This is a genomic window from Acinetobacter sp. AL9, assembly GCF_041464035.1.
GTDB classification, from domain to species: domain Bacteria; phylum Pseudomonadota; class Gammaproteobacteria; order Pseudomonadales; family Moraxellaceae; genus Acinetobacter; species Acinetobacter towneri.
In genome coordinates this window covers 1-1,998 of the sequence record NZ_JAYFSK010000123.1, presented here as the reverse complement: position 1 = coordinate 1,998, position 1,998 = coordinate 1, and the positions used below count along the sequence as shown (strand labels likewise).

Here is a 1,998-nt window from a genome sequence, read left to right as displayed (position 1 = left end):
ATTAATTAAGTATTCTATCATAAAAAATGCTAAATTTTCGCATTTTTTAATAAAGTATTTAATTTGAATAATTATCGTTAAGGAGTAAGTATGATGAAAATTTCACCCCTGATTCTTATGTTTACCATCTTTGCTAGTTCAATGTCTTCTTATGCTGGCTTTGCTGACAGTTTAAGAGATTTAAGAGGAACCTTAAGTCAAATTAATGAAACGACCAAAGAAGTAGCAGGTACAGCCAAAGAAATGACCAAATTTCGTGGTAATAATGAAAAATCTACAAATACTGAACGTACTATAGGACAAAAAATAACCCCAAAACTAAACAACTTACCGCTGTATGAAACGTCTAATAAATCAAGCAAAGTAAAAACTAAGCTTTCTAAAAATTCTGACATTATTTATGCAGGTAATGTCAGCTCAAATGGATTAATCGAAGTAACAACAGAATATGGAAATGGATGGGTAGAATCTCATTTAATTCATTAATTCTTGAAATGGAGCAATAGTGATAACATAGCCATCAGAATTTTGATGGCTATCTCTATAAAAAATATTTTTAGTGATTAGCTTATTATGAACAAGATAATTAAAAGTGGCTTTGTGACTGTAATAATTACTGCTTTGGTTGGTTGTAACAGTGACAGCTCAGATAATTCCAATACACCAACACCAACACCAACACCAACACCAACAACAGTAGCCGATAAATTGGCTGGAGAGTGGATTCAAGGCTCATCTAATTTAGGTATTTCTGATTGTAATTTAGCTCAGATTGAAATTCTTAAAACTGGGGATAATTCAGTAGAAGCTAGTAATGAAGGTATTCAATATTCTCAATATAATTCATCATTAAAAACGTGTGGAGGTGAATTAGTTAGCAAGCGTTATCAATTACTTGGAGATCTAATACTAAAAGATGGCGAATTCAAACATGAGGTGCGACAGTTTCAAAAGCCTTATGATAATCAACAAGCTGAGCAAATTTCTCTAATGGTGTAAGCCAATCTAACGCTTTTCTAGGGCGAGTATTCAGTGACATGGCAACTTGATTTAAATAATGCTGATCTGCCTGGTTTAAATCAATCCCTTTAGGTAAATACTGCCTAATTAAACCATTCATATTTTCGCATGTGCCTTTCTGCCATGGCGAATGTGGGTCACAGAAATATACATCTATGCCTAAATCTTCTTCGAGAATTTTATGTTCTGACATCTCACGTCCACGGTCATAGGTCAATGTTTTACGCAGTTCTGCGGGTAAATATTTCAGAGCTTCAGTTAAAGCCTTGCGCACTGATTCTGCCTTTGCATCAGGTAATGTTGCCAAGATACAGAGCCGTGTATTTCGTTCAATAAGTGTTGCTATCGAACTTTTATTGTCTTTACCTTTAATTAAATCGGCTTCCCAATGACCCGGTATTTTTCTTTCTTGAACTTCGGCTGGGCGCTCATGAATAGTTTTAATATCCTGTAATATAGAATCTTTTTTAGGTTCACCGTTAGCTTTTCGCTTTTTATTTTCATGACGCAGACAGGATAGTAAGTCTTTTTTCAGCTCACCCTTTGGTAATGCTCGTATAGTTGAATAAATCGTTGTATGGCTTACATTCATTGTTTGATCCAAATCAGGAAATCTCTTTAAACGCTTTGCTATTTGCTGAGGAGACCATAAACAACGGATCGCTTCAACAATAAATTTCCAGAGGATTGAATCGATTTTGAGTTTTCTATGACCACGTCTACGTCTAGCGAAGGTGTTATCAGAAGCATATTGAGCTTGATAAACGTCATTGATGCTATTTCTTTTAAGTTCACGATAGATCGTACTAGGATGTCTTTTAATAAGTTCAGCAAATTTTCTGGGTGAAAAGCCCATACGCGCCAACTTAAGGCTTAAACTGTTGAAATATATTATAATTATCGCTTGAAAAATAAAAAAGGTGGTTGTATTTATTAATGCGCTAACACAAAACACAACCACCGTGGCGTATCATGATT

Annotated in this window: 3 protein-coding genes; 2 read left to right on the top strand and 1 reads right to left on the bottom strand. The window is 34.6% G+C overall.

The genetic code is table 11. From position 1 onward, the window contains the following. Positions 1 to 90 precede the first annotated feature (90 nt). Positions 91 to 486, top strand: coding sequence for a hypothetical protein (locus tag ACEO2X_RS13790; protein ID WP_317098471.1), 396 nt, complete (start codon positions 91 to 93; stop codon positions 484 to 486). Positions 487 to 573: 87 nt separating this feature from the next. Continuing rightward, positions 574 to 999, top strand: a complete 426-nt coding sequence (locus ACEO2X_RS13785) for a hypothetical protein (protein WP_371972160.1) — start codon at positions 574 to 576, stop codon at positions 997 to 999. Here ACEO2X_RS13785 and ACEO2X_RS13780 read toward each other — a convergent pair. Continuing rightward, the gene (locus ACEO2X_RS13780) at positions 926 to 1,876 is read right to left on the bottom strand and encodes an IS30 family transposase (protein WP_371972159.1); all 951 of its coding nucleotides are present in this window, start codon (positions 1,874 to 1,876) and stop codon (positions 926 to 928) included. The genes ACEO2X_RS13785 and ACEO2X_RS13780 overlap by 74 nt on opposite strands. Between the last annotated feature and the right edge of the window lie 122 nt (positions 1,877 to 1,998).

What these genes read in the sequence shown, in the direction of transcription:
- ACEO2X_RS13790 (WP_317098471.1), top strand. Translation starts at nt 91, where the DNA reads ATGATGAAAATTTCACCCCTGATTCTTATGTTTACCATCTTTGCTAGT.
- ACEO2X_RS13785 (WP_371972160.1), top strand. Translation starts at nt 574, where the DNA reads ATGAACAAGATAATTAAAAGTGGCTTTGTGACTGTAATAATTACTGCT.
- ACEO2X_RS13780 (WP_371972159.1), bottom strand. Translation starts at nt 1,876, where the DNA reads ATGGGCTTTTCACCCAGAAAATTTGCTGAACTTATTAAAAGACATCCT.